Source organism: Hydrogenophaga sp. UC242_53 (genome assembly GCF_042696965.1).
GTDB lineage: Bacteria > Pseudomonadota > Gammaproteobacteria > Burkholderiales > Burkholderiaceae_C > Hydrogenophaga.
This window is the reverse complement of the sequence record NZ_CP170552.1, coordinates 3,384,658-3,410,131: the sequence shown is the minus strand read 5'-3', so window position 1 is coordinate 3,410,131 and position 25,474 is coordinate 3,384,658. Positions and strand designations below refer to the sequence as shown.

The following is a 25,474-nucleotide window of genomic DNA, read 5'->3' as shown; positions in this document are numbered from 1 at the left end:
CCCGTGGGGACTGCACTGCCCATGACTTTTGCGCCCCGGCTCATTGAATGGCAGCGCCACTCGGGCCGCAGTGGCCTGCCCTGGCAGAACACCCGCGATCCCTACCGGGTGTGGCTGTCGGAGGTCATGCTGCAGCAAACCCAGGTCAGCACCGTGCTGTCCTATTACCCCCGTTTCCTGGAGCGTTTCCCGGACGTGCGTGCCTTGGCCGCGGCCTTGCCCGATGACGTGATGGCCTTGTGGAGCGGCCTGGGCTACTACAGCAGGGCGCGCAACCTGCACCGCTGCGCGCAGGCGGTGGTGAAGGACCACCAGGGCGTGTTCCCCGACACGGCCGAGCAACTCGAGACCCTGCCGGGCATCGGTGCCTCCACCGCCGCGGCGATCGCGGCGTTCTGCCACGGCGAGCGCATCTCCATCCTCGATGGCAATGTGCGCCGGGTGTTGTCGCGCCTGCTTGCCTTCGAAGGTGACTTGGCGCAGGCCGGGCCGCAGCGCGAACTCTGGTCGCTCGCCCAGGCCTTGTTGCCGGACGCCCCCACGCGCGAGGACATGACGGCCTACACGCAGGGTTTGATGGACCTGGGCGCGACGGTGTGTCAGCGCACCAAGCCGCTGTGCGGGCGCTGCCCGGTGCAGATGGTGTGCCGCGCGCACGGGACGGATCAGATTTCGCGCTTCCCGGTCAAGACCCGCCGTGTGGCACGCCGTTTCGAGAACTGGTGGCTGTTGCTGGTGCGGGGCACCGGTGCCGATGGGCAACAAGCCTTCTGGCTGGAGCGCCGGCCCGCACCGGGCATCTGGGCCGGGCTGTACTGCCCGCCCGTGTTCGCCGATGAGCCGGCCTTGCAGGCGTCGCTGTCATCCGGGTTTGCCCGGCGGCTGCAGCCGCTCGAGCCGGTGTCGCACAGCCTGACCCACCGGGAGTTGCGCCTGCACCCCTTGCTGCTGGATCTGCGGGAAGGTCAAGGGTCTGACGGTTTGCCCGAAGGCCAATGGGTGCCCGCAGGCGCCTTGATCGACCACGGTCTGCCGACGCCTGTGCGCCAGCTGTTGTCGGCCTTGAGTTAACTCAGCTCGGCCGCCTGGCTCGCCGGCCCGGGCCAGTTGTCGTCTTCGCGGTGGCGCACGCGCGTGAACCAGTCGGGCGCGAAGGTGTCGGCCAGCCGCTCCACCAGGTACACCGAGCGGTGCTGGCCGCCGGTGCAGCCGATCGCCACCGTCACGTAGCTGCGGTGGTCGCGCAGCATCTGTGGCAGCCAGTGGCGCAGGAAGGCGGTGATCTGCTCTTCCATCTGTCCCACCTCGGGCTGGGCCGCGAGGTACGCGGCCACCGGGGCATCGAGCCCGCTCAAGGGTTTGAGTTCGGGTTCGTAGTGCGGGTTGGGCAGCATGCGCACGTCGAACACGAAGTCGGCGTCCATGGGAATGCCGCGCTTGAACGCGAAGGACTCGAACACCAGCGTCAGGGGCGCCTGCGTCGCACCGAGCAGGTCCTTGATCTGGCTGCGCAGGCGCGTGGGACGGATCAGGCTGGTGTCGAGCACGAGCGCCTGCTCTCGCAATTCGGCCAGCAGCTCGCGTTCGTGTTCGATCGCGTCGGTCAGCGCGCGGTGCTGGTCGTGGGCCTGCTTGAGCGAGAGGGGGTGCAGGCGGCGCGTTTCCGAGAAGCGGCGCACCAGCGTGTCGGTGGTGGCGTCCAGGAACACCGTGGTGAGGTGCACCGGCCGGTGGGCGCGGCGCTGCAGCTGGGCCAGGCGTTTGGGCAGGCCCGGCAGCGAGGCGGCACTGCGCACATCCATGGCGATCGCACCCCGGGGTGCCTGGTTGCTCTGCTCCAGTTCGATGAAGGACTCGAGCAATTCGGGTGGCAGGTTGTCCACGCAGTAGAAGCCCACGTCTTCGAGCGCGGTGAGCGCCACCGATTTGCCTGAGCCGGACATGCCGGTGATCAGGACCAGGTGGATCGGGGTGTCGTCAATCGGGTTCATGGCAGCGGCTGCGTTCTTCACACGGCCAGCATTTCGCGGGCATGCGCCAGCGAGATTTCGGACTGTTCGCCACCGCCCAGCATGCGGGCGAGTTCGCGCACGCGCGCGTCGGTGGCGATGGGCTCCACGGTGCTCTGGGTCTGGCGACCCACGGCCTGCTTGCTCACGAGCAGGTGGTGGTCGGCGCAAGCGGCCACCTGGGGCAGGTGGGTCACGGCGAGCACCTGGCGGTCCTTGCCGAGTTGGCGCAGCAACTGGCCCACGGTGTGGGCCACGGCCCCACCGATGCCCGAGTCCACCTCGTCGAAGATCAGCGTGGGCGCCTGGCCCAAGCGGCTGGTGACGACCGAGATCGCCAAAGCGATGCGAGACAGCTCACCGCCCGAAGCCACCTTGCCGACCGGCTTGGGTGTGGCGCCCGCGTGGCCGGCGACGCGGAACTCGACCTGCTCCGCGCCCTGGGCCTGGGGTTCTTCCAGCGGCAGCAAGGCCACTTCGAACACCCCGCCCTGCATGCCCAGCGTCTGCATGGTGGCGGTGACGGCCTTGGACAGCTTGGGGGCGGCCTTCTGCCGTTCCTTGCTGATGGCCTGCAAGGCGGTGCCAAAGGTCTTCCAGTCGGCGCGCTCGGCGCGTTGCAGGGCTTCGATGTCCAGCGCCTGATCCACCTGGGCGAGTTCGGCCTTCCATTGCGCGTGCACCTCGGCCAGCTCTTCCGGGGTGCGGCGGTAGCGCCGCGCCAGCGAGACCCAGAGCGACAGGCGCTGGTCCAGCGCCTCCAGGCTGGCGGGGTCCTGTTCGGTGTGGCGGCTGTACTGGTGCAGGCTGTGCACGGTGTCCTGCACCTGAGCGAGCGCGGCCTCCAGCGCTTCGATGGCGCTGGCGAACTGCGGTTCGATGTGGGCCTGTGCCTGAAGGGCCGAGAGTGCGCGGTGGATCAGGGCGGCGGCGTTGGTATCGTCTTCGTCCAGCGCGTTCGCGGCGACCTGGGCTGCGTCCAGCAAGCCCTGGGCGTTGGCCAGCCGGCTGTGCTGGGTATTGAGCTCTTCCCATTCACCCGGCTGAGGGCTCAGCTTGTCGAGTTCCGCGATCTGCCAGGCAAGGCGTTCGCTTTCCTGCTGCAGCGTGGCCTGTTTTTCGGTGGCGGCTTCCAGCGCCTTGCGGCGTTGGCGCCACTGTGCCCAGGCCCGGGCCGCCGGCGCGGTGTCGATGCCGGCGTAGGCGTCGAGCAGGTCGCGCACCGCATCGGCGCGCGTGAGGCTTTGCCAGGCGTGCTGGCCGTGAATGTCCACCAGGCCATCGGCCAGGGCCTTGAGCTGGGTCACGGTGGCCGCGCTGCCATTGATCCAGGCCCGACTGCGGCCCTCGGTGTCCACGGTGCGGCGCAGCAGCAGGCCGTCTTCGACGGGAAATCCCTGTTCCTCCAGCCACGGCGTGAGCGAAGCGGGGGCATCGAACTCGGCCGCGATGTCGCAGCGCGCCGCACCTTCGCGCACCACGCCACTTTCCGCGCGCGCGCCCAGCGCGAGTTGCAGGGCGTCGATCAGGATGGACTTGCCGGCGCCCGTTTCCCCGGTGAGCACACCAAAGCCGGAGCCGAGCTCCAGTTCGAGGGACTGCACGATGACGAAGTCGCGCAAAACGATGCGTCTGAGGCTCATGGGTGTAAGAGGCGCGGCGTTGATGAAATGGGAGCGCAGCCGCTATTCTGACCGGGCTTTCAGGCCCCTTCGTTCCAGTGCAGCTTTTTGCGCAAGGTGTCGAAGTAGGTCCAGCCCACCGGGTGCAGCAAGCGCAGCGCATGTTCGGAGCGGCGCACCACGATGCGGTCGCCATGCAGCAGGCTGGTGAGCGTCTGCATGTCGAAGTTGGCGCTGGCGTCGCGACCCGAGACGATCTCCACCGCGATCTCGCTGTGCGAAGGAATCACCACCGGCCGGTTGGACAGCGTGTGTGGCGCGATCGGCACCATCACCCAGCCGCCGATGCCGGGGTGGAGCAGGGGGCCACCGGCCGACAGGGCATAGGCGGTAGAGCCGGTGGGCGACGCGATGATGAGGCCGTCGGCGCGCTGGTTCGCCACGAAATGGCCGTCCACCTCCACGCGCAACTCGATCATGCTCGCCACGCCGCCCCGGTTGACCACCACGTCGTTGAGCGCCGTGGCCTCGAACACGCAACGGCCATCGCGCCAGACCGTGGCCGCCATCAGCGCGCGCGCGTCTTCCTCGAACTCGCCGCGCAGCATGGGGCGCAGCTTTTCCTGGTAGCTGTCAAAAGGAATGTCGGTGATGAAGCCCAGCCGACCCTGGTTGATGCCCACCAGTGGCACGCCATAACGCGCGAGCTGGCGCCCGATGCCGAGCATGGTGCCGTCGCCGCCGACCACCAGGGCGAGGTCGCAAGCCTTGCCCATGGCCGGCACGTCGAGCGCCGGATACTGCAGCAAGCCCGTGTTGGCGGCGGTTTCCTTTTCCAGCGAAACGTCGCAGCCTTCGTCGTGCAGGAAGTGCGCGATCTCGTCCACCGCATTGCGCGCACCGGGTGCGTGGTACTTGCCCACAATGACGACATGCGCAAAACGCAGGGGCCGGTTCCATCGGGCGGTCGTGGACCGGGTGTCGGTTGACATGCTCATTCGGAAATTACAACACAGCTTTCCTGTGGCGGAATGGCATAAAACCCTGTGCGTCGGCGGTACCGTCGGGGGCATCCGTCCTTAGAATGAAGCCATGTTGGATGACCGCGCCAAGTTGTTGCTCAAAGCCCTCGTCGAGCGTTACATCGCCGACGGCCAGCCCGTGGGCTCGCGCACGCTCGCCAGGGCCGCCGGCATGGAGCTGTCGCCGGCCACCATCCGCAACGTGATGAGCGATCTCGAGGAGCTTGGGCTGATCGCGAGCCCGCACACCTCGGCCGGCCGCATTCCCACGGCCCGTGGCTACCGGCTGTTTGTGGACACCATGCTCACGGTGCGCCGCGAAAGCCTGCCTACGGTGAGCGACATGGGTGCCCCGGGCATCGAGGCGGGGCAGCCGCATCGTGTCATCAGCAATGCCGCGCAGATGCTGTCCAACCTGTCGCAGTTCGTGGGCGTGGTCATGGCACCCCGGCGCGCCTCGGTGTTCCGCCACATCGAATTCCTCAGCCTGTCCGAACGGCGCGTGCTCGTGATCATCGTGTCGCCCGAGGGCGACGTGCAGAACCGCATCATCCACACGCAGGTCAACTTCACCCAGCCACAACTGCTGGAAGCCGCCAACTTTCTCAATGCCCATTACTCCGGTCTCACCATGGAGGCGGTGCGCGAGCGCCTCAAGACCGAGGTGGACGCCCTGCGCGGCGAGATCGCCGATCTCATGAAGGCGGCGGTCGATATCGGAGCCGAGGCCAGCGAGGCCCAGGACGAGGTGGTGGTGTCGGGCGAACGAAACCTGCTCTCCGTCAGCGAGTTCTCCAGCGACATGGGCAACCTGCGCCGCATGTTCGACCTGTTCGAGCAGAAGACCCAGCTGATCCGTTTGCTCGATGTGTCGGCCCAGGCCGATGGCGTGCGCATCTACATCGGTGGTGAAAGCCAGGTCGTGCCCTACGAAGACCTGTCCGTGGTGACTGCCCCTTATGAGGTGGACGGCCAGGTGGTGGGCACGCTGGGTGTGATCGGCCCCCAGCGCATGTCGTACGAGCGCATGATCCAGATTGTTGATGTCACGGCCAAGCTGGTTGGTAACGCGCTCAGCCACCACAAATAAGCCCCCCTACAATCCTTGGGCGGGCCGTTAGCTCAGTTGGTTAGAGCAGAGGACTCATAATCCTTTGGTCGTTGGTTCAAGTCCAACACGGCCTACCAAAAAAATGCTGCTATAATTCGAGGCTTCGCGGCTGTAGCTCAGTTGGATAGAGTACTTGGCTACGAACCAAGGGGTCGTGGGTTCAATTCCTGCCAGCCGCACCATATGGAAGCCCGCAGCCAAAAGCTGCGGGCTTTTTCATTTTTTGCCTGGGAATCGCCCACCATGAGCAAGGCCTTCACCCGCGAAACCGATTCGGACGATGAAGACGATCTGCCGGCCGCGGCGCCCGTGCCCGGTGGCAAGAACTACATCACCCGCGCCGGCTACGACCGGTTGCGCGCCGAACTGTTCTCGCTGATCGACGACGAACGTCCCAAGATCGTGGACATCGTTCACTGGGCGGCCAGCAATGGCGACCGCTCGGAGAACGGTGACTACCTCTACGGCAAGAAGCGCCTGCGCGAGATTGACCGGCGCATCCGCTTCCTGACCCGCCGGCTCGAGATCGCCGAAGTCGTCGACGCTTCGCTGCACTTTGGTGGCGATCAGGTGTTCTTCGGTGCCACCGTGACCTACGCCGACGACAACGGGCAGGAGACCACCGTGACGATCCGGGGCGTGGACGAAGCCGACAGCGCTCAGGCCCAGGTCAGCTGGATCTCTCCCGTGGCGCGTTCCCTGCTCAAGGCGCGGGTGGGCGATGTGGTGAAGCTCGTGGTGCCTGGCGGCGTGCAGGAGCTCGAAGTGCTGAGCGTGCGGTATCCGGCGCCAGGCGAGGGCGCCTGAAGTCAGGGCTTGTAGCGCTGCGCCTTGATGACCGAGGTGGTGCGTTTGAGGCTGCGCAACACATCGGCCAGGTGCTGGCGGTCGCGCACCGCCACCGAGAAACGGATGTCCGTCGCGGTCTGGGCGGGTTCATCGCCCATGTCCACATGGGTGATGTCGGCTTCGGCCGCTGCGATGCTGGACGCCACGCGCGCGAGCACCCCCTTGCCATTCGTGACGGTCACGATCACCGTGGTGTCGAACGAGCGCACGGGTTCGTCGGCCCACTCGACTTCCAGGAAGCGTTCGCCATCGCGCAAGAGCAGGCGTTTGCCGGTGGGACAGTCGTCCGCGTGCACCACGAGGCCCTCGCCACGACCGAGGTAACCGACGATGCGGTCGCCCGGGATCGGCTTGCAGCAGGGCGCGTACTGCACCGACAGGCCCTCGCTGCCGTCGAGCGTGACCACACCTTGCGAGACCGATTCGTCCCGGCCGCTGGCGTAGCGCTCGGTGCTGATCAGCAGGGCGTCGGGCTTGAGGCCGGTTTCGGCCAGCAGCACGGCCAGCTTCTTGCCCACCATGCTGGCGATGCGCTTGCCCATGCCGATGTCCGACAGCAGCTCCGCGCGCGACTTGTTCCCGGTGAAGCGCAGCAGTTTTTCCCAGGTCGCGTGGTGTGGGCCCACTTCGGACGGCAGGGTCGCGATGCCTTCGGAGCGCAGGGCCTGGCCGAGCATGCGTTCGCCCAGCTCGTGTGACTTCTCCTGTGCCACCGTCTTGAGGTGGTGCCGGATCTTCGAGCGCGCCCGGCCGGTCTTGACGAAGGACAGCCAGGTCGGGTTGGGCTCGGCCTTCTCGGCCGTGACGATCTCGACGACGTCGCCATTCGCCAACTCGGTGCGCAGCGGTCGCTGCTCGCCGTTGATGCGCGCCGACACCGTGTGGTTGCCCACGTCGCTGTGGATGGCGTAGGCGAAGTCCATCACGGTGGCGCCGCGCGGCAGCGCCATGATCTTGCTCTTGGGTGTGAACACATAGACCGCATCGGGGAAGAGGTCGATCTTGATGTGGTCCCAGAACTCCGCCGCATCGCGCGTTTCCTGCTGGATGTCCAGCAAGGACTGCAGCCATTGCGTGCCCAGCCGTTGCGAAGTGTCGCTGTTGGGTTCGCTGGCCTTGTAGAGCCAATGCGCGGCCACCCCCGATTCGGCCACCACGTCCATGGCGTGCGTGCGCAGCTGGAACTCGATGTTGGTGCCGAAGGGGCCGATCAGCGTGGTGTGCAGCGACTGGTAGCCGTTGACCTTGGGAAATGGCCACGTAGTCGCGGAACTTGCCCGGCAGCGGCTTGTAGAGCTGGTGCAGCACGCCCAGCCCGGTGTAACAGTCGGTCAGCTCGGGGACGATGATGCGAAAGCCGTAGATGTCGGTGACCTGCGAGAACGACAGGTGCTTGTTGTCCATCTTGCGGTAGACCGAATACAGCGTCTTCTCCCGACCCATGATGCGCACGCTCATGCCGTGCCGCACGAAGTCTGCTTCCACCTCGCGCTGGACGCGGGCGATCAGGTCGCGGCGGCGGTTGCGCGATTTGTTGAGGGCCTTGGAGAGCACCTCGTAGCGCCAGGGATGCAGGAAACGGAACGCCAAGTCCTGCAGTTCGCGATAGGTGAAGTTCAGGCCCAGCCGGTGCGCGATGGGCGCGTAGATTTCCAGGGTTTCGCTGCTGATGCGCTGCCACTTCGAGCGCGGCATGTCGCCCATGGTGCGCATGTTGTGGGTGCGGTCGGCGAGCTTGATCAGGATGACCCGCACGTCCTTGGCAGTCGCCAGCAGCATCTTGCGGAAAGACTCCGCCTGGTTCTGCTCTCGCGTGTCGAATTCCAGCTTCTCCAGCTTGGTGAGACCGTCCACCAGCTCGGCCACGGGCGCGCCGAAGCGCTCCACCAGTTCTTCCTTAGTCACGCCGCAGTCTTCAATGGCGTCGTGCATCAGCGCCGCCATCAGCGCCTGGGCGTCCAGCTTCCATTCGGCGCACTGGGCGGCCACCGCGATCGGGTGGGTGATGTACGGGTCACCGTTCTTGCGCAACTGGCCCAGGTGGGCCTCGTCGGCGAACCGGTAGGCCTGGCGGATGCTTTCAATGTCGGTCGGACCGAGGTAATCCAACTTGCCCAGCAGCGCGGCAAAGCTCGCCGCAGCGGCGCTCGCGGCCGGATGCGCCTGCTCGGCTGGGGACTGAAGGGTGCCGTTGTCGGCCTCGGTGATCATCCGCATACTTTAGCGCGAGACGATGGATCCCGCTGAGTCCATGCACAGAGTCTGTGCAAGGCACATGAATACGTCCGGAGCAGGGGCGAAAAAAAACACCGCAGCGCGGTGTTTTCTTTCGAAGGACCTGAAAGGCCTCAGAGCGGCACTTTCTTGAGCATTTCCAGGCCCACCTTGCCGTCGGCGATTTCACGCAGGGCGGTCACGCCGGGCTTGTTCTTGCTCTCGATCTTGGGCGCATGGCCCTGGCTCAGCATGCGGGCGCGGTAGGTCGCGGCCAGCACGAGCTGAAAGCGGTTGGGGATCTTTTCCAGACAGTCTTCGACGGTGATGCGTGCCATGGGCGGGCTCCAGGAAATGGGCGGTGAATCAGAGGATGTTGAGCGCTTGGAAGGTATCGCCGCGGGCGATACGCTGAGCGGAAAACTTGAGCCGCTGGGCATGGACGATGGCCTTGAGGTCAAACAAGGCCCGCTCGAACAACTCGTTGATTATAACGAAGTCGAATTCCCTGGCATGGGCCATCTCGGTGGCGGCGTTCTGCAGGCGCAATTCGATCACCTCGGCGGTATCTTCCGCCCGGCGCTCCAGCCGCGAGCGCAATTCCTCCCAGCTTGGCGGCAGGATGAAGATCAGCACAGCGTTGGGAAAGATGCGCTTGACCTGGATAGCCCCCTGGAAATCGATCTCCAGCACCACGTCGGCGCCCTGGTTGATGCGCTGCTCGATGGCGATTTTCGAGGTGCCGTAGCGATTCCCATGCACCATGGCCCACTCCAGGAAGGCCCCCTGGATGACCATCTGGTCGAAGGTTTCCTTGCTTACAAAGTAGTACTCCCGGCCATGCAGCTCCTGGCCCCTGGGCGGGCGCGTGGTGTGCGAGACCGATGGCACGACGCGCGAATCGAGCTCCATCAAGGCCTTGACCAGGCTGGACTTGCCGGCCCCGCTGGGGGCCGCGACGACAAACAGGTTTCCGGGGTATTCCATTACGAGGCAAGAAGTTGGGTTTCGCCGCCGGGCCGCCCCAAGGCGAAACGCGCCCCCTTGGGGGGCAGCGACCCGCGCAGCGGTGGAGCGTGGGGGCTGTATGTCATTCGATGTTCTGGACCTGCTCGCGCATCTGTTCGATGAGCACCTTCATGTCCACCGAGATGCGGGTGAGTTCGAGGTTGGACGACTTCGAACCCAAGGTGTTGGCCTCGCGGTGCAGTTCCTGGATCAGGAAGTCGAGCCGCTTGCCGACCTCGGCGCCCTTCTTCAACAGGCGCTCGATCTCGGTCAGGTGGGAGTCGAGCCGGGTCAATTCTTCGGCCACGTCGATGCGGATGGCGAAGGCGGTGGCTTCCGTGAGGGCCCGGTCCTGCGCCATGTCGGAGGTGATGGCGCTGCCTTGCGCCGTGGCGGATGCACCCGCGCCCAGGGCCTCGTTCCAGCGGTCGATGAAGCGCTGGCGCTGCTGCGCGACCAGTTGCGGGATCAGGGGTTGCGCGTCCTTGGCAAGCTGGCGCAGCTGACCCAGGCGGTCGAGCAGCATGGTGGCCAGGCGTTTGCCTTCGCGTTCACGGGCGCTGGTAAGGCCGTCCAGCGCGGTCTGTGCCAGGGTAACCAGGGCCTCGTTCAACTCGCCGGGGTTGCCCTGCTGGCGCGAGGTGAGCTGCAGCACCTCGGCCACCGACAGGGGCGATGCCGTGGGCAGCCAGGCGCGCACGTTGTCCTGCAGGCCCACGAGTTTCTGCAGGTCGAGCGCGCTGGGCGTGCGCGGCACGGTGTCGGAGCGGCCTTCGATCCAGGCCCGCACCTCCACCTTGCCACGTTTGAGGCGTGCGCCCAGCAGTTCGCGCAGCGCGGGTTCGGTGGCGCGCAGGTCGTCCGGCAGCTTGAAAGTGAGGTCGAGAAAGCGGCTGTTGACGGAGCGGATTTCGACGCCCACACCGGCCTGGGACTCGCGGCTGGACTCGGCGCTGGCCGGGGCCGCAGACCCGCCCGAGTGGGCCGAGGCGTAGCCGGTCATGCTGTAAACTGCCATTGAACTTTGCCCATCAGGGTGAGTGGTCCAAAACGAGGCGTTCCGGAAACCATCCGAATTATGTCAAAGGTCAAACCCGCACCGCTGCCGCCGGACACCGTGATCGGTGGTTACCGCATTGTCCGCAAGCTGGCGGCGGGCGGTTTTGGCGTGGTGTACCTGGCCGTGGACACGGAAGGCCAGCAGGTCGCCGTCAAGGAATACCTGCCCTCGTCGCTGGCCTCGCGCGGCCCCGGCGAGCTGCTGCCCCAGGTGCAGCCGGAGAAGCTGTCGCTGTACCGGCTGGGCCTCAAGAGCTTCTTCGAAGAAGGCCGGGCCCTGGCCCAGATCTCCCACCAGTCGGTGGTCAGCGTGCTCAATTTCTTTCGCGAGAACGAGACCGTCTACATGGTCATGAACTTCCTGGAGGGCGCGTCCCTGCAGGAATTCATCATCACGGCGCGTGAACTCAAGAAGCAGAAGGTGTTCCGCGAATCGACCATCCGCTCGCTGTACGACGAGGTGCTGCGCGGCCTGCGCATCGTGCACCAGCACAAGATGCTGCACCTGGACATCAAGCCGGCCAACATCTTCGTGACCGACGACAACCGCTCGGTGCTGATCGACTTCGGCGCCGCCCGCGAGGTGCTGAGCAAGGAAGGCAATTTCATCCGCCCGATGTACACGCCCGGCTTCGCCGCGCCCGAGATGTACCGGCGCGACTCCTCCATGGGCCCGTGGACCGACATCTACGCGATCGGCGCCTGCATCTACGCCAGCATGCAGGGCTACCCGCCCAACGATGCGCCCCAGCGGCTGGAGAAAGACCGCCTCTCGCTGGCGCTTTCGCGCCTGCGCGGCGTGTACTCCGACAACCTCATCGAGGTGGTCGAGTGGTGCATGTCGCTGGATCCGCTGTCGCGCCCGCAATCGGTGTTCGCGCTGCAAAAGGAACTGAGCCGCGAGACCGAGCGCAGCTACACCAAACTCACCGTGGCCGAGAAGATGCGGCTGCAGTTCGACAACATCGTGTCGGACAACAAGAAGTCCCTGCGCAAGTCCACCAACGCCGCGACCAAGTTTCGATGAAGTTTTCGGTCTACCAGATCAGCCGCCAAGGGGGCCGGGAGCGCAACGAAGACCGAATGGGCTATGCCTACACCCGGGAGTCGGGTCTGTTCGTGCTGGCCGACGGCATGGGCGGCCACCCCGAAGGCGCGATGGCGGCGCAACTCGCGCTGCAGACCTTTTCGGCGTATTTCCAGAAGGCCGCCAACCCCACGGTGCGGGAAGTGCCGGAGTTCCTCTCCAGCGCCCTGATGGCGGCACACCACCAGATCATCCGTTACGCCGCCGAAAAAGGCATGCTCGACACCCCGCGCACCACGCTGGTGGCGGCCGTGATGGAGCGCAACCACGTGCACTGGGTGCATTGCGGCGATTCGCGGCTGTACGTCGTGCGCCACGGCGAGATGCTCACGCGCACGCGCGACCACTCTTACATGGAGCAGCAGCAGCACCTGGGCCGCGCCACCGACCACATCAACCGCAACATCCTCTTCACCTGCCTGGGCTCACCCGCCAAGCCGGTGTTCGACCTCTCCGGCCCGGTCCACCTGATGCAGGGCGACCGCGTGCTGCTGTGCTCGGACGGCCTGTGGGGCACGGTCAGCGACGAAGAAATCACGTCCGAGCTGTCCAAGCGGCCGCTGGAGCAGGCCGTGCCCGAGCTGGTGGAGATGGCGCTCAAGCGCGGCGGCCCGCGTTGCGACAATGTGACCGTGCTGGCGATGGAGTGGGAGACGGCGGACGAATTCCAGTCCACCCGCGTCTCCACCGAGGACATCGACGACGGCGTGTTTGCTTCCACCATCCAGTCGGGCATTCCCGACCCTTCCATCGAAGACATGGACGACGCGGCGATCGAACGCTCGATCGCCGAGATCAATGCCGCGATCCGCCGCACGGCCGAACGCAATTCCTGAACTCCCGAGGTTTCCCATGAGCGATATGACCCGACCCGGCCAACGGGCCGCCGATGCGTTGCGCCCGGTGCGCATCACGCGCCACTACACCATCCACGCCGAGGGCTCGGTGCTGATCGAGTTCGGCAACACCAAGGTGCTGTGCACCGCGTCGGTGGAAGAAAAAGTGCCGTCGCACAAACGCGGCAGTGGTGAGGGCTGGTTGACGGCCGAGTACGGCATGTTGCCGCGCGCCACCCACACCCGCAGCGACCGCGAGGCGGCCAAGGGCAAGCAGAGCGGGCGCACGCAGGAGATCCAGCGCCTGATCGGCCGTTCGCTGCGCGCCGTGTTCGACCTGAAGGCGCTGGGCGAGCGCACCATCTCGCTGGACTGCGACGTGATCCAGGCCGATGGCGGCACGCGCACCGCGAGCATCACGGGCGCCTACGTGGCGGCGCACGACGCGGTGGCCAAGCTGATGGCGCAAGGCAAGCTGCCCGTGTCGCCGATCCGCGACCAGGTGGCCGCGATCTCGGTCGGCATCCTGCGCGGCAAGCCGCTGCTCGACCTGGAGTACGTGGAAGACGCGGCCTGCGACACCGACATGAACGTCGTCATGACCGGCGCCGGGCACTTCGTGGAAGTGCAGGGCACGGCCGAGGGCGCGGCCTTCACGCGCGACGAGATGAACACGCTGCTGGCCCTGGCCGAAAAAGGCATCGCCGACCTGGTGGCGGCGCAGCGCGAGGCGCTGGGGCTGGCATGAAGCTGGTGCTGGCGTCCAACAACAACGGCAAGCTCGCCGAGCTGCAGGCGTTGTTCGCGCCGCTGGGCGTGGAACTGGTGCGCCAGGCCGACCTCAACATCCCGGAAGCGCCCGAGCCGCACCGCACCTTCATCGAGAATGCGCTGGCCAAGGCGCGCCATGCCGCGCGCGAGAGCGGCTTGCCCGCGCTGGCCGACGATGCGGGCCTGTGCGTCGAGGCCTTCGGTGGCCTGCCCGGCGTGGACACGGCGTACTACGCCACGCAATTCGGCTACGCCAAGGGCGACGGCAACAACGTGCGCGCGCTGCTCGAGCAAATGGCGAACGTGACCGACCGCCGCGCGGCCCTCGTCAGCACGCTGGTGGCGCTGCGCAGCGCCGACGACCCCGAGCCGCTCGTGGCCACCGGCCGCGCGCCCGGGCTGATCACGCAGCAGCCGGTCGGCGACAAGGGTTTCGGTTTCGATCCCGTGATGTACCTGCCCGAGTTCGGCCAGACCTTCGCGCAATTGCCCACCGAGGTGAAAAACGCGAACAGCCACCGGGGCCGCGCGGCGCGGCAGATGCTCGAACTGATGCGTGAGCGCTGGTTCTCGCCCGCGCCCTCGGACACACCATGAGCGAACCCACCGGCGTGCCGATGTCCTGGCCCGGCGGCCAGCCGGCCGCCGCGGGCCAGGCCGACCCGGCCTGGAACGACGTGCGCCACTGGATGCGCCCGGGCACGCTGCAGCTGCAGAGCCTGCCCCCGCTGTCGCTCTACATCCACCTGCCCTGGTGCCTGAAGAAGTGTCCCTACTGCGATTTCAACTCGCACGAATGGACGGCCACCGCCGCGCCCGGCAAGGCGCTGCCCGAAACCGCCTACCTCGAGGCCCTGCGCGCCGATCTCGCGGCCTCGCTGCCGCTGATCTGGGGCCGCACGGTGCACAGCGTGTTCATCGGCGGCGGCACACCCAGCCTGTTCTCGCCCGCCGCCATCGACCGCCTGTTGGGCGACGTGCGCGCGATGTTGCGGCTGGAGGCCGATGCGGAGATCACGCTGGAGGCCAACCCCGGCACCTTCGAGAAAGACCGCTTCCGCGCCTTCCGCGACGCGGGCGTGACGCGCCTGTCGATCGGCGTGCAGAGCTTCAACGATGCCCACCTCAAGGCGCTGGGCCGGGTGCACGACCGCGATCAGGCCCTGGCCGCGGTGGAAGAGGCCGCGCAGGCCTTCGACACCTTCAATCTCGACCTCATGTACGCGCTGCCGGGGCAGACGCTGGCCGATTGCGAGGCCGACGTGCGCACCGCGCTGTCGTTCGCGCCGCCGCACATCTCGATCTACCACCTCACGCTCGAACCCAACACCTACTTCGCCAAGTACCCGCCCGCGCTGCCGCAGGAGGACGAGGCCTGGGACATGCTGGACCGCATCACCGAGCTCACCGCCGAGGCGGGCATGCAACGCTACGAGGTGTCGGCCTACGCGCGCGAGGGGCACCAGTGCTGGCACAACCTCAACTACTGGCAGTTCGGGGACTACCTGGGCATCGGTGCCGGCGCGCACAGCAAGCTCAGTTTCGCGCACCGTGTGGCCCGGCCGGTGCGTGTGCGCGAGCCGCGCCTGTACATGGAGCGCGCGCTGGCGGGCAACGCCGTGGTGAGCGCCGACGAAGTCTCGCGCAAGGCCTTGCCCTTCGAGTTCATGCTCAACGCCTTGCGGCTCAAGGACGGCTTCACGCTGCTGCAGTTCATGGAGCGCACGGGCCTGCCGCTCTCCAGCATCGCGCCGGCCCTGGCGCAGGCAGAGCAGAAGGGGCTGATCGCGCGCGACGCCACCCGGGTGTCGGCGGACCGAACGCGGCTTCGATTTCCTGAGCGACCTGCAGGAACTGTTCCTGGCGGACTGAGCCCGCCGGGTTCGCTCAGGCGCTGGCCGCGTTGGTCTGCAGGCTGAAGCCCACGCGCGTGGTGCCGCCGCTGGATTCGGCCGCCGGGAAACCGTCGTGCATGCGCGCGATGGCCGCCACGATGGACAGGCCCAGGCCATGGTGCGGTTTTTCCATCTCGCAGCGCGCGGCGTCGGCGCGGAAGAAGCGGTCGAAGAGGCGCGGCAGGTGCGAGGCTTCGATCGACGGCCCGGTGTTTTCCACCCACAGGCGCGCGCCACTTTCCGACTCGGGCGCGATGCGCACGCACAGCGCGGAGCCCTGGTCGGCGTAGCGGATCGCATTGCCCAGCAGGTTGGAGATCGCGCGCTTGATCAAAGGCGCATCCACCGACAGGTGGGCATCGCCCTCGATGGTCACGCGCAGCCCACGCTCGTCCATGGGGGCTTCGTGGAACTCCACCACCTGTTGCACCAGCTCGGCCAGGCTCACCGGCGCGCTGCGCCGTGCCTTCACGCCCCGGTCGGCCTGGGCCAGGAACAGCATGTCGTTGACGATGGCCGCCATGCGCTGCAGCTCTTCCAGGTTGGAGTGCAGCGTTTCCTCCAGCTCGGCCACGCTGCGCTCGCGGCTGAGCGCCACCTCAGTCTGGCCGATCAGGTTCGCCAACGGGGTGCGCAGCTCGTGCGCCACGTCGGCGTTGAAGCCCTCGAGCTGCACATAGGTGCGCTCGACGCGGTGCATCAGGCCGTTGAACTGGTCGATCACCGGTTGCAGTTCTTCGGCCGGTTCGGCCAGCGAGATTCGCTGGCCCAGGCGCCGCGCGTCGATGGCCTTGGTCTGGGCAGCCAGGTCCAGCAGAGGGCGCAGGCTGCAGCGCACGCGCCAGAAGGTGCCCCAGCCCACCAGAGCCCCACCGGCCAGCACGGCGCCGACCAGCAACAGGGCCATGCGGCGGGCGGTCTTGGCGTCCTGCGAACAATCCAGCACCACCTTGCCCTGCAGCAGGCCGCCAGCCGCCGTCGGCACCGCGAAATCCATGCCGCGGGCGGTGGATTGGTTCACGTCGAAGGTGGGTGCCGCGTCGCGGTAGAACTCGCTGCCGTCGGCGCGGTTCATCTGCACGAAGGTGCCCGGGCGGCGTTCGGCCAGCCAGGCCATCTTGGCCTTGACTTCGGCCTCGCCACCCTGGGCGTAGGCCTCGCGCGACACGTCCACCAGCACGGTGCTGTAGCTGCGCAGCTCTTCCTCGTGCTTGGCGATGAAGAGCATGGAGGTGGCGCCATAGATGAAGGCCAGCAGCACGCCCAGCCCGATCACCGTCTGCACGGCCAGCAGCAGCGAGAGGCGCCGGCCGATGGAATAGGTGCAGGGCGCCTCGGCGGGCTTGTCGCCGCCCAGGACCGGGGCCGCGTCCAGCACGGTCGTCGAGGTGTTCATGTGCGTTCCTCCAGCACGTAGCCCATGCCGCGCACGTTGTGCAGCAGCTTGGGTTTGAAGGGATCGTCCATCTTGGAGCGCAGGCGGCGCACCGCCACTTCCACCACGTTGGTGTCGGAGTCGAAATTCATGTCCCACACCTGCTCGGCGATGGTGGTGCGCGAGAGGATCTGCCCCTTGCGGCGCGCCAGCAGCGCCAGCAGCGAAAACTCCTTGGCCGTGAGGTCCAGCCGCTGGCCGGCGCGCCAGGCCTTGCGGCTGATCAGGTCCATCTCCAGGTCGCACACCGCCATGCGGGTGTTGGCCGCCTCGGCGACGGCGGCGGGGCCCCGGCGCAGCAGCGCGGCCACGCGGGCCAGCAGTTCGGAAAAGGCGAAGGGCTTGACGAGGTAGTCGTCCGCGCCGGCCTGCAGGCCTTGCACCCGGTCTTCCACGCGGTCGCGCGCGGTGAGCATCAACACCGGCGTGTTGCGCTTCTCGCGCAGCGCCGCGAGCACGCCGAAGCCATCGATGCCGGGCAGCATGATGTCCAGCACCAGCAACTGGTAGTCGCCTTCGAGCGCGAGGTAGCGGCCCTCGATGCCGTCGCGGGCGACGTCCACGGTGTAACCGGCCTCGGAGAGACCCCGCTTGACGTAGTCCGCCAGCTTGGATTCGTCTTCAATGACCAGCACGCGCATGGGAGTGGGGCTTAGTGACCGGATGGAGGGACAACAAGGCGGCAAAAGGCCTTGCACGACACCGAATTGTCACGGAATTGCCCGTTTTGCTGCATTACGAATCCGTAATTCTCGCGTTCTGAAAATGACAGACCCGGTTTTTACAGTCTCTCCTGTGCCGAAACCAAGGCGGCACAAACCTCCATCCAAACCTCCATCCATCCATTCAACCTACCGTTCAAGGAAGCATCATGAAACTCTCGACCCGTGTCCTCATCCCCCTCATGCTGACGGCTGTTGCCGGTGCCGCCATGGCCCAGAGCGCGCCGCTGACCCGCGCTGAAGTGCAAGCCCAGGCCATCGCCGCCCGCGACGCCGGCCAGCTGCCCGACACCGACATCGTGAAATTCGAAGTTGCCACGGGCTCCAGCCTGAGCCGCAACGAAGTCCGTGCCCAAGCCATCGCCGCCCGCGACGCCGGCCGCCTGGCCGACACCGACATCGTGAAGTTCGAGGTGCCCGCCGGTTTCGAGAAGACCCGCGCCCAAGTGGTGGCCGAGCTGAAAGAAGCCCAGCGCCTGGGCCTGGTGAATGAGAATGACGCCGCGTACCCCGTGATCGCCACCGCGCAACAGGCCGAGCAAGTGCGTCAGGCCGGTCTGCGCGCCGTCGCCGGCACCAGCGTCAGCCTGGGCCAGTGAAGGCAGCCCGCATGGCGAGGTGATCCGGCTGCCCCAAACTGACCTGCCGGAGCACCTTGTCAGGGTTGTTTTTCACCATGCAATAGGAGTGATGCCGATGCGAACCGCGTTGTCCGCACCAGAAACAGCAACGGGCCCCATGGGCCCGTTGCTGTTTCTGGTTCTGGCGGAGACTGTGTCCTCCATATTCAGATACTGAGAAATCTCAAGTCGTCTCATAAATCACGCTTCTACCTAGGGAGAAAGAATCTCATTGCACCCGCGTTGTATTTCGACGTATCATCGAATCTCGTTTTTTATGGTACGTTTTATGGTGCATGGAGCGGTGGATGCCTAAGAAGGCCGACGAACTTGGCGCGCTGGAAGTCAAACGACTTTCTGAGCCAGGCTTGCACTTTGTCGGCGGGGTGGCGGGACTAGGCCTGCAGATCACCCCGTCAGGTAGCAAGAGCTGGGTGCTGCGCGTCATGGTCGGAGCCAAGCGCCGCAAGATGGGATTGGGCGGGTTTCCTGACGTGACCTTGGCTAGGGCTCGTGATCTGGCTCGCCTGGCGCGCGAAAAGATCGGCGGTGGCGTTGATCCCATCGATGAGAAAAAGGCGGCGCGCCGGGATCTGGCTGCGAGCCGTGCAAAGGATGTGACCTTCCGGGCCTGTGCTCAGCAGCATATTGCGGCTCACCGCAAGTCGTGGAAGAACGAGAAGCACGAGGGCCAGTGGGAGCGAACGCTTGAGATGTACGCCTATCCCGTCATTGGGGACATGTGGGTTCGTGACGTCCGTCTAGAGCATGTCATGCAGATCCTGGAGCCGATCTGGCACACAAAGACCGAGACCGCCAACCGCCTACGCGGACGCATTGAGACGGTTCTCGATTCCGCCGCCACTAAGGGCCTTCGAGACGGGGTGAACCCTGCGAGATGGAAAGGCAACTTCGCCACCTTGCTCCCTGCGCGGCACAAGATTGCGAAGACCACGCATTTCCGTGCCGTGCCCGTGAAAGAGCTTCCATCCTTCTATGAAGCGCTGAGAAGCCAAGAGGGCATGGCGGCTAGGGCGCTAGAACTCCTTATCCTGACCAACGTACGATCTCACAACGTGCGGCATGCGTCATGGAACGAGATCGACATGAAGTCGAAAACCTGGCTCATCCCTGGCGAAGACGGTGAGGACTCAAAGCAGCGCATGAAGGCGGGCGTCGCTCATCGGGTTCCCCTCTCGCCCGCCGCCATCAGCCTGTTGAAGCGTGTCGGTGAGACTGCTGGCACAGATCTGATCTTTCCCTCACCGCGAAAGCTCGTGCCTCTCTCAGACATGGCGATGAGCAAGCTCATGAAGGACATGAAAGCCAACGGCGTGCCGCATGGGTTTCGTTCAACCTTCAGGGACTGGACCATTGAACACACCAACTTCTCGCGCGAGATCACCGAGCGGGCGATGGCTCACGCCGTCGGGGACAAAACCGAAGCTGCGTATCTGCGGAGCGACGCCTTTGAGAAGCGCCGCAAACTGATGGACATGTGGGCGGCGTACTGCACGACCACACCCCAGGCGAAGGGAAAAGTGATTTCGATCCGCTAAGCCCTGCGGCGGTTTTTGCAGGGCAAGTCGGGTCGCAAAGGTGGTGGAACACCGATGCGACCCTAACCAAGTCAACCTGTTCAGGAGGTTTAAATGGCTGAGGTCAATGTTACCCAATTCGCGCCGCTCACCCTGCGGATGCGTGCTCATGACGGTCTCGATGCGCGGCTGACGCAGCCTGCGCGCAAGCTTCTTCCCGCTTCGCAGGAGGCAGCATGAGCTTTTCACGATTCCTCCAAGCCGTAGGCATCGGCCAGGTTCGCATTGCTGGTCAGGTCCCAGACCGCATTCTTCAACACGTCAGCAACTCCGACGTATGCGGCACGTTTATGCCGGAAGACGGTGGGCCAACGCTCATCGTCGTGGGCGAGCGGGCTTCAGCCGAACGTCTGCGTGGGCTGGCGGTGAAACACCATCTTGAGCCGGAGTGTCTGCTGATGTTCGCCAGGAGGCACTGACATGCGAGTGCCTCAAGACCAGTTGAAGAAGCTCTCATAACGAGCGCGCAGCATGTCTGGCGAACGTCTGCTCCAGCGTCCAATCTATGGGGGCGTCTTCGGTGAGGAAGGCTCGTATTCACTTGCAAGCGTGCCCTGCGTGTCTCGTGGCCTGTACTCCACACGGTACATGGTTGTTCAACCGAAGGCAGGCATTGTCTTGAGCATTTCGGAAGACAAGGCGCAAGCCCTTGCCGATGCTCGCGTTCGCCTGACTGCAGCAAACGACCACCATCACATGCAGCCTGGCAGCGCGGTGCAGGGTGAGTTATGGCCAGACGAACCCTTCTTGACCATGATTCCTGCGCCTTCACAGCCTGTTTCGCGCAGGCGGCGGATCATCTACGAACAGTCGGCTGGCAAATGCCACTACTGCGGCGTGCCTTTGGATCTCTCGGGGAAATGGCACGTTGAACATCAACAGCCACGCGCGCTCGGTGGTGGCGATGATCCGTTGAATCTTGTCGCGGCGTGCGCGCCGTGCAACCTGGCGAAGAGAGATCGGACGGCGCTTGAGTTCGTCACGCAGAGTCTGGGGAGCGAAGCGCGCTGATCGGTAAGCCCCGCGCCGATTTCATGCGGGGCAATGTTACGGGCAGCCAGCCAATCCCGCTCACAAGCCGCCCAGAACAAACCACTACTGGAGATCGAAATGGCTACTGAAGCTGTCAAGCACCCCTGGAACGACGAGAGAGCAAAGATTTGCCTGAGCGGCGTATATGAGATGGACAAGATCGTGCGCATGCTTCCTGCCTTAGTGTCAACTGATGCCGATGATCAGGCGCACTATGCCGTCCGCGCTATTGCAGGTCGACTTCTGCGCATCTCTAGCCTTCTGCTGTCTGGCCTCAGTGATGACGCCGTCTCCAGTGAGGAGCTGAAAAAGTATGTCGATTTCAACAACAACGGACAAGGTTGATTCACAGCGAAGAAAGGATTTTTCCATGGCCACAGAAACTCAGCATTGCGCCTTCAGTGACACAAGGGTATTCGTTGTTCCCAATGCGGGAAACGGATCTACAGACGCGGGCCGCAGTGAGATCCTCACGACACAGGCCGAAGATGGGCCTACGTACATCAGGATCGGCATCGATTGCACGGACGCCTATTTGCGTGAGGTATGGCTGGAGCGCAAGCGCTTTCCCGGTCTTACTCTTGAACAGCTCGTGGCAGCGCGAGACAACAGCGTGAAAATCAGCGGGGTTCAGCGTGTCTAAAGTCAGTGACGCGGACATTCGCGCTCGCACCAGTGACATCCATGTTCACTTCGTGCGGCTAGGGCTCACCCATATCCACGGAACATGGCAGCAGCTGCAGGACGAAGGCTTTGTTCCGCGCACAGAATCAATGCCACCGGGAAACTACCTGCAGTTGAGATTGAACGACTGCGCGACTCTGTCGGCGCAACGCAAGTGGGTGCCGGGAACACGCGGCAAAGGAAAAGTCGGTGTCAAGCTGCGCGACTCCGATTGGTGGTGCATAACCATTGACCACGATCACTTCTCCCTTGAAGAGGACGAACTCTATCGCCACCGCGAGAAAGTTCGGCGGGAGATCCGAGCCTTAAGTCCGGAGGGGAAAAAAGAGCGGCATCGGACCGTCAGCATGGCTGCCAGGGCCTACTCTGATTCGGCTTTTCAGCAGTTCAAAAGAAGGCTACTGCTGCAAGCAAAGGGAGCTGTCCAACATGGCTAAGCCCAGCCCGATCGAGCCCGTAGACCGAGATCGCCTTTTCGCATGCAGCATTCTTGGCCTACGGCCGCGCTCACTCTTTGGGTCCGATCTGCCCCGGATCTGCGCAATGTCCACGGAAGATCGTTGGGAGCGACTTTGGGAAGCTTCGGATGCCTGCAATGACCCAAAGGCCACACAGATCTTTCTCGAAGTGATGTCTGAGGTCGAAGCAGGCTTAGTCGTGGAGCGCATTCGTCGCGCGTCACAAACTAGCTGTCGTTCAAAACGCTAGACTGATTCGCCCCAGCTAGGCCCGCGAACCGAAGAGCGGGAAACCTTCACCCGCCTGCTGGGGCACCCGTTGAAGGCCGCATCATGAAGGGGTGCGACGGTGAATGAGAACGAGAAAAAGAAAGAGCTGGACGCAATGCGCCCACCACCAGGGGTAGGAGGTGGCAGTGGTAGCGTTCCGCTGCATGCGACGGTTGACTGGGCATTTTGGAAGAAGCTGCCGGAGGTCAAGGTCTTTGAGGCAATCGCTTTGCTGCATGGCTCAGAGCCAGCCAGCCAGCCGCCGGACCCTGATGATGCAAGCCCTGAATATCGGAAGACCCTGCGCCTACTTCTGGCCAGCATGTCTGACGGTTCAGCGTTCACGCCGTGCACTCTGAACATAGGCGATGCGGCGCTGAATGGCGTGCGACTGCTTGAAGTTGGAAAGTGGGCGATGGCGAACGGGTACATGCTGCCTGACAAGTTTCCGCGTCCTGTGCAAGTGCCGAAAGCCCCAGCGCCCATCACGCCCCTGCGTGGCAATGGCTATTCGCCCTCGCGCAGACCGTCATCAGCGAACTGGAACAAGTGGAAGTTCATTCCAAAGGCGCAGTTGTGGGAGACCGTGTGCCTCACCCTGGACGTGGAGCCGGACGAGGAAGTTCTTGGCATGCGACATTGGCTGCAATCACGTAGGGGTGTGCCGCGTGGACTACCTCCAGAGTTCGCCGACCGCCTACATATTGCCCAGGCCAACATGAGTACGAACGGGCCGATACGCCCTCTGGCACTCTACTCAGGTGTTTTGCAGAGCCCTCATGCAGAAGTTTCGCTGTCGGAGGTAGCCGCGTTTGCAGTTCACTGTGGCTGGACATTGCCTGAACCTATGAAAGCCCTGGCACCTACCATCCCGTCGCTGGCAACCACGGAAGATGCGCGCGCTCAATTCTTCAAAACTGCTGACGCGCAGGATGCAGTGACGCCAAGGCAAGAATTGGGGTCGGTTTCGGCTGAGTCGGCAAAAGAGACCGTGGAAAGGGCGGGGAATGCAAACCCGCCCTCATCAAGCCCGAAATTCAGCAGCCCTAAAGAGGTGTTGATACGTGCTCACGAGCACCACTGGCCAACGATTCGTGGCGATCTGCACGACGCGAGCAAGAATGGACTGGCGGCAGCTAAAGCCGCGTCGCGCGGCTGGATTGAAGAAGAAGCCCTCAAGTGGGCGAAAGCCAAGGGCAAGCTAACTGACGTCGAATCTGCCCCCTCAGATCTGGGGCAGGCTATGCGAAATCTGAGTAGTTTGCCGTCCAAAAAGCACACGCTATAGGGCCAATTCTCCGGTAGTTCTACGGTGTTTCTCCGAAGATCCTCCGGTGTTTTTCCGTCCGCAAAATGTACCAATGATGGGGCTCCATACCGCAGTCAATCGACAACGCGGGACGAACCGTAGTCTCAGACGCATGAAGTCCAGGCTCGGTTTTTATGGAGCCTCGGATGAGTCAAATCCAAGCCCGGTCATATCGACCAAAGCAAGCCGCGGAACTGCTCGGCATCGGACCAGCCACGCTGTGGCGCTGGATCAAGGAACGAGAGGACTTCCCAAAGCCGAAACGCTTGAGCCCTCGATGCACGGTTCTTGACGGCGCAGAACTGATCGCCTGGCGCGACGCTCAAGGAGAAGGGGTGTCCAAATGATGGCCGCGATCCTTTACCTGTGGACCCGATACCGCGACGGGAGGGCCGCAAAATGAACGAAGCCCCGCACACCGACCAAGATGCAAACGGGGCTTCGAAGGAAGCGCGGATCGATTTTATGGCTCGCAGCACCTCAGGGGAAGCCCAGCGAGACCGGATCGTCCAAGCACTGCGAAGCGGTCCAAAAACCTCCTACGACCTTCGCCGCATCGGTTGCTACCAAGCTCCTGCACGCATCAAGGAGTTGCGAGACAGATATGGCTATGCGATTCGTACTGAGAGGGTGACCCTGTACGACCGAGATGGGTTTGAACATCGCGGCGCCGCTCGCTATGTTCTTGAGGCTGAGCCCCAGAGCGCTGCATCGCTGTGAACAAGCGTAACCCGGGCCAAAAGGGTAGCTCGGGGCGCGATGCTGGCGGGTTCGTAGCCCTGCCATGGACTGTCCTAGACAGTCCGGCATACGCCGCTCTGAGCCACCCCGCGCGCTCTCTGCTCATGGAGATCGCCCGGCAGTTCGTCCGCGACAACAACGGGCGTCTCCTGGCCTCAGCTGCCTACCTCGCGAAGCGCGGATGGAAGAGCAATGACGTCATAACCCGTGCACTGCGTGAGCTACTCGATGCCGGCTTTGTCCACCAGACCGTCCAGGGGTGCCGCCCTAACAAGGCGTCGTGGTTTGCGGTGACCTGGCAGACGCTCGACCGTCACCCTGGCTATGACATCGGTGCGCAGGAGCTATTTATGCGTGGCGCTTACCGCGATCTCGTGCCCCTGAAAAACGCATCCCTTACACCGTCTCGCGGTGTAGAGAGGCCTCCTATTGCACCGTCTCACGGTGTAGATAAGCGCCCGCCTACACCGTCTCACGGTGCTATCAGGGCCACTTTTGCCACTCTCCCTACACCGTCTCACGGTGACCATCTAGATAAGCCATCTGCTGTAGCAACAGTCACCCATTGAAAGACCAACATGAACTGGACCGAAGACATACCCAACCTGAAAATCCAACGGCTGGACAACGGCAACTTGCGGCTGGAGGACAAGAGCTTCTCCGAAGGGGCCATCGTGGACGTACACCCCTCGCAACTTCGACTGATGGCTGAGCGGCTCGGCCTCGTCCGAGAACTGTCCGCATCTGATGCGGATCTTCTGCGGGCTGAACGGGCGCTCTCAACCTCGTTGCGCCAGGAGCTGGAACGGCTGGTCCCATGGCTGGTTTTGATCGAAGCCAGGTCCGCCCAACTGCACGAAAACATCATGGGCGTCTCGATGCGTGGCAATGAAGACGTGAACATTGAGGTCGCGCAATCTTCCGCGCTTGCCGACATTGCTGAGGAGGTCTGCAACGATGCGAAGGCGGCGGTCGCGCGCTGCCTGGCGCACGGTGCCGATCGGCCAGCCACCTCAACCGGAACCCAGCAATCGCGGAAGACACCCATTGATGGTCGTGCTCAAGAGCCGGGATCTTCGGTGGCGACCGCGAGCGGCGCGCTACAAGCCGCCCTGATATGAG

General features: G+C 64.4%; 27 protein-coding genes, 2 tRNA genes and 2 pseudogenes. 22 read left to right on the top strand and 9 right to left on the bottom strand.

Annotated elements, in window-relative coordinates; all coding sequences use genetic code 11:
- Window positions 1–21 precede the first annotated feature (21 nt).
- On the top strand, window positions 22–1,071 hold the full coding sequence (gene mutY, locus ACFJI0_RS17195) for an A/G-specific adenine glycosylase (protein WP_382321380.1): 1,050 nt from the start codon (window positions 22–24) through the stop codon (window positions 1,069–1,071).
- Here the strand turns inward: mutY and rapZ are convergent.
- From rapZ to ACFJI0_RS17180, 3 genes are read right to left on the bottom strand one after another with little or no spacing between them, the layout of a single operon-like run.
- Window positions 1,068–1,991, bottom strand: coding sequence for an RNase adapter RapZ (gene rapZ, locus ACFJI0_RS17190; protein WP_382321378.1), 924 nt, complete (start codon window positions 1,989–1,991; stop codon window positions 1,068–1,070). The genes mutY and rapZ overlap by 4 nt on opposite strands.
- 17 nt (window positions 1,992–2,008) lie before the next feature.
- On the bottom strand, window positions 2,009–3,652 hold the full coding sequence (recN, locus tag ACFJI0_RS17185) for a DNA repair protein RecN (protein ID WP_382321376.1): 1,644 nt from the start codon (window positions 3,650–3,652) through the stop codon (window positions 2,009–2,011).
- 59 nt (window positions 3,653–3,711) lie between these two features.
- Entirely contained in the window at window positions 3,712–4,629 is a 918-nt protein-coding gene (locus tag ACFJI0_RS17180) for an NAD kinase (protein ID WP_291113963.1), read from the bottom strand.
- A gap of 94 nt (window positions 4,630–4,723) precedes the next feature.
- Here ACFJI0_RS17180 and hrcA point away from each other — a divergent pair, with 94 nt between their 5' ends.
- The 4 genes from hrcA (at window position 4,724) to greB (ending at window position 6,571) form a co-directional block, all read left to right on the top strand.
- Window positions 4,724–5,743, top strand: a complete 1,020-nt coding sequence (gene hrcA, locus ACFJI0_RS17175; protein ID WP_382155312.1) for a heat-inducible transcriptional repressor HrcA — start codon at window positions 4,724–4,726, stop codon at window positions 5,741–5,743.
- Between the two features lie 21 nt (window positions 5,744–5,764).
- Window positions 5,765–5,841, top strand: a tRNA-Ile gene (locus ACFJI0_RS17170).
- Window positions 5,842–5,869: 28 nt separating this feature from the next.
- Window positions 5,870–5,946: transfer RNA gene (locus ACFJI0_RS17165), tRNA-Arg, on the top strand.
- A 61-nt stretch (window positions 5,947–6,007) separates the two neighbouring features.
- Complete coding sequence (gene greB / locus ACFJI0_RS17160) at window positions 6,008–6,571, top strand: transcription elongation factor GreB (protein ID WP_382155687.1); 564 nt, start codon at window positions 6,008–6,010, stop codon at window positions 6,569–6,571.
- Window positions 6,572–6,573: 2 nt separating this feature from the next.
- Here greB and ACFJI0_RS17155 read toward each other — a convergent pair.
- The 4 genes and pseudogenes from ACFJI0_RS17155 to ACFJI0_RS17140 form a co-directional block, all read right to left on the bottom strand.
- A pseudogene (locus ACFJI0_RS17155) lies at window positions 6,574–8,824 on the bottom strand (RelA/SpoT family protein).
- A gap of 137 nt (window positions 8,825–8,961) precedes the next feature.
- Entirely contained in the window at window positions 8,962–9,165 is a 204-nt protein-coding gene (gene rpoZ / locus ACFJI0_RS17150; RefSeq protein WP_066268010.1) for a DNA-directed RNA polymerase subunit omega, read from the bottom strand.
- Window positions 9,166–9,193: 28 nt separating this feature from the next.
- Complete coding sequence (gene gmk / locus ACFJI0_RS17145; protein ID WP_382321373.1) at window positions 9,194–9,814, bottom strand: guanylate kinase; 621 nt, start codon at window positions 9,812–9,814, stop codon at window positions 9,194–9,196.
- Window positions 9,815–9,917: 103 nt separating this feature from the next.
- Window positions 9,918–10,853: a YicC/YloC family endoribonuclease gene (locus ACFJI0_RS17140; RefSeq protein ID WP_382321371.1), complete on the bottom strand. Its 936-nt coding sequence runs from the start codon at window positions 10,851–10,853 to the stop codon at window positions 9,918–9,920.
- Between the two features lie 60 nt (window positions 10,854–10,913).
- Between ACFJI0_RS17140 and ACFJI0_RS17135 the strand changes: the two genes are divergently transcribed.
- The 5 genes and pseudogenes from ACFJI0_RS17135 to hemW all read left to right on the top strand — a co-directional run bounded on the left by ACFJI0_RS17135 (window position 10,914) and on the right by hemW (window position 15,460).
- Window positions 10,914–11,921: a serine/threonine-protein kinase gene (locus ACFJI0_RS17135; protein WP_066268004.1), complete on the top strand. Its 1,008-nt coding sequence runs from the start codon at window positions 10,914–10,916 to the stop codon at window positions 11,919–11,921.
- The gene (locus tag ACFJI0_RS17130; protein ID WP_204733641.1) at window positions 11,918–12,817 is read left to right on the top strand and encodes a PP2C family serine/threonine-protein phosphatase; all 900 of its coding nucleotides are present in this window, start codon (window positions 11,918–11,920) and stop codon (window positions 12,815–12,817) included. Before ACFJI0_RS17135 ends, ACFJI0_RS17130 begins: the two co-directional genes overlap by 4 nt.
- A gap of 67 nt (window positions 12,818–12,884) precedes the next feature.
- Window positions 12,885–13,565 carry a ribonuclease PH gene (rph, locus tag ACFJI0_RS17125; RefSeq protein WP_382325701.1) on the top strand — a complete coding sequence of 227 codons (681 nt, stop codon included), beginning with the start codon at window positions 12,885–12,887 and terminating at the stop codon, window positions 13,563–13,565.
- On the top strand, window positions 13,562–14,185 hold the full coding sequence (rdgB, locus tag ACFJI0_RS17120; RefSeq protein WP_382155696.1) for an RdgB/HAM1 family non-canonical purine NTP pyrophosphatase: 624 nt from the start codon (window positions 13,562–13,564) through the stop codon (window positions 14,183–14,185). The genes rph and rdgB overlap by 4 nt, the downstream gene beginning before the upstream one ends.
- 20 nt (window positions 14,186–14,205) lie before the next feature.
- A pseudogene (gene hemW, locus ACFJI0_RS17115) lies at window positions 14,206–15,460 on the top strand (radical SAM family heme chaperone HemW).
- A 15-nt stretch (window positions 15,461–15,475) separates the two neighbouring features.
- Here hemW and ACFJI0_RS17110 read toward each other — a convergent pair.
- Together ACFJI0_RS17110 and ACFJI0_RS17105 are read right to left on the bottom strand one after the other, a co-directional pair.
- Window positions 15,476–16,879 (bottom strand): heavy metal sensor histidine kinase, encoded by a 1,404-nt coding sequence (locus ACFJI0_RS17110; RefSeq protein ID WP_382321369.1) that lies wholly within the window; start codon window positions 16,877–16,879, stop codon window positions 15,476–15,478.
- Window positions 16,876–17,559 carry a heavy metal response regulator transcription factor gene (locus ACFJI0_RS17105; RefSeq protein ID WP_291113937.1) on the bottom strand — a complete coding sequence of 228 codons (684 nt, stop codon included), beginning with the start codon at window positions 17,557–17,559 and terminating at the stop codon, window positions 16,876–16,878. Before ACFJI0_RS17105 ends, ACFJI0_RS17110 begins: the two co-directional genes overlap by 4 nt.
- A 230-nt stretch (window positions 17,560–17,789) precedes the next feature.
- On the opposite strand from ACFJI0_RS17105, the gene ACFJI0_RS17100 reads away from it, so the two are divergent.
- The 12 genes from ACFJI0_RS17100 (at window position 17,790) to ACFJI0_RS17045 (ending at window position 25,473) form a co-directional block, all read left to right on the top strand.
- The gene (locus tag ACFJI0_RS17100) at window positions 17,790–18,239 is read left to right on the top strand and encodes a DUF4148 domain-containing protein (RefSeq protein ID WP_382321368.1); all 450 of its coding nucleotides are present in this window, start codon (window positions 17,790–17,792) and stop codon (window positions 18,237–18,239) included.
- Between the two features lie 329 nt (window positions 18,240–18,568).
- Window positions 18,569–19,819 (top strand): tyrosine-type recombinase/integrase, encoded by a 1,251-nt coding sequence (locus tag ACFJI0_RS17095; protein ID WP_382321366.1) that lies wholly within the window; start codon window positions 18,569–18,571, stop codon window positions 19,817–19,819.
- Window positions 19,820–19,912: 93 nt separating this feature from the next.
- Window positions 19,913–20,038 (top strand): hypothetical protein, encoded by a 126-nt coding sequence (locus ACFJI0_RS17090; protein ID WP_382321364.1) that lies wholly within the window; start codon window positions 19,913–19,915, stop codon window positions 20,036–20,038.
- A complete protein-coding gene (locus ACFJI0_RS17085; protein ID WP_382321362.1) occupies window positions 20,035–20,277 on the top strand; it encodes a hypothetical protein in 243 nt (80 codons plus the stop codon). The genes ACFJI0_RS17090 and ACFJI0_RS17085 overlap by 4 nt, the downstream gene beginning before the upstream one ends.
- Before the next feature lie 199 nt (window positions 20,278–20,476).
- A complete protein-coding gene (locus tag ACFJI0_RS17080) occupies window positions 20,477–20,869 on the top strand; it encodes an HNH endonuclease (RefSeq protein ID WP_382321360.1) in 393 nt (130 codons plus the stop codon).
- Window positions 20,870–20,968: 99 nt separating this feature from the next.
- Window positions 20,969–21,235 carry a hypothetical protein gene (locus tag ACFJI0_RS17075; protein WP_382321357.1) on the top strand — a complete coding sequence of 89 codons (267 nt, stop codon included), beginning with the start codon at window positions 20,969–20,971 and terminating at the stop codon, window positions 21,233–21,235.
- A complete protein-coding gene (locus ACFJI0_RS17070) occupies window positions 21,204–21,533 on the top strand; it encodes a hypothetical protein (protein ID WP_382321355.1) in 330 nt (109 codons plus the stop codon). The genes ACFJI0_RS17075 and ACFJI0_RS17070 overlap by 32 nt, the downstream gene beginning before the upstream one ends.
- Window positions 21,526–22,011: a hypothetical protein gene (locus ACFJI0_RS17065; RefSeq protein WP_382321353.1), complete on the top strand. Its 486-nt coding sequence runs from the start codon at window positions 21,526–21,528 to the stop codon at window positions 22,009–22,011. The genes ACFJI0_RS17070 and ACFJI0_RS17065 overlap by 8 nt, the downstream gene beginning before the upstream one ends.
- Window positions 22,012–22,381: 370 nt before the next feature.
- Window positions 22,382–23,590: a hypothetical protein gene (locus tag ACFJI0_RS17060; protein ID WP_382321350.1), complete on the top strand. Its 1,209-nt coding sequence runs from the start codon at window positions 22,382–22,384 to the stop codon at window positions 23,588–23,590.
- Window positions 23,591–23,745: 155 nt separating this feature from the next.
- Complete coding sequence (locus tag ACFJI0_RS17055; RefSeq protein ID WP_382321348.1) at window positions 23,746–23,958, top strand: helix-turn-helix transcriptional regulator; 213 nt, start codon at window positions 23,746–23,748, stop codon at window positions 23,956–23,958.
- Between the two features lie 52 nt (window positions 23,959–24,010).
- Entirely contained in the window at window positions 24,011–24,331 is a 321-nt protein-coding gene (locus ACFJI0_RS17050) for a helix-turn-helix domain-containing protein (protein WP_382321346.1), read from the top strand.
- Window positions 24,332–24,930: 599 nt separating this feature from the next.
- Window positions 24,931–25,473 carry a hypothetical protein gene (locus ACFJI0_RS17045; protein ID WP_382321344.1) on the top strand — a complete coding sequence of 181 codons (543 nt, stop codon included), beginning with the start codon at window positions 24,931–24,933 and terminating at the stop codon, window positions 25,471–25,473.
- Window position 25,474: the final 1 nt, after the last annotated feature.